This is a genomic window from Vibrio sp. A8-1 (assembly GCF_013048685.1).
GTDB lineage: Bacteria > Pseudomonadota > Gammaproteobacteria > Enterobacterales > Vibrionaceae > Vibrio > Vibrio metschnikovii.
In genome coordinates, this window is sequence record NZ_VHTC01000127.1 from 1 (window position 1) to 591 (window position 591).

Consider the following 591-nt stretch of genomic DNA (forward strand, 5'->3'; position numbering starts at 1 on the left):
CTATACCAGTCGATAATCGCAACGAGGTACAGGAACCCCTTCGCCATTGGGATATATGTGATATCAATCGCCCAAGCTTGGTTTGGGTAAGTGACTTCGATATCACGCAACAGGTAGGGATACACCTTGTGTGCTTTGTTCGCCAGCGTCGTTTTGGGCTTGGGGTAAATCGCCCCAATCCCCATATCGCGCATGAGTCGAACAACACGCTTACGATTAACGCTATGGCCATTTTTAGCCAGCTCAGTTCGAATGCGCCGACTGCCCATAAACGGATACTGCAGATGAATTTCGTCAATCATTCGTCGTAACGTGATCTCCTCAGCAGAGAGTCCGATGGGTTGATAGTAAGCGGTAGAGCGAGCAATATTGAGCAGCTCACATTGGCGCTTTATCGGCAATGGGGTGGATTTAACCAGCGAACTCTTTCGCTGGGCTCGGTCTAACGACCGAGCACTTTGGCCAAAAAATCATTTTCCATGGTCAATTGACCGATCTTGGCGTGAAGTTTGTCCACTTCTTCGGAACTCTCTTTTCCTGAGTGATTTTCGGTGGCAAAAATCATGGCTGCGTTTTCAAGCAGCTCCTTTT

General features: G+C 48.4%; 1 pseudogene. It reads right to left on the reverse strand.

The window, feature by feature from the left end:
• Positions 1–591: pseudogene (locus FKN93_RS17565) on the reverse strand (IS3-like element ISVpa4 family transposase); the annotation flags it as partial.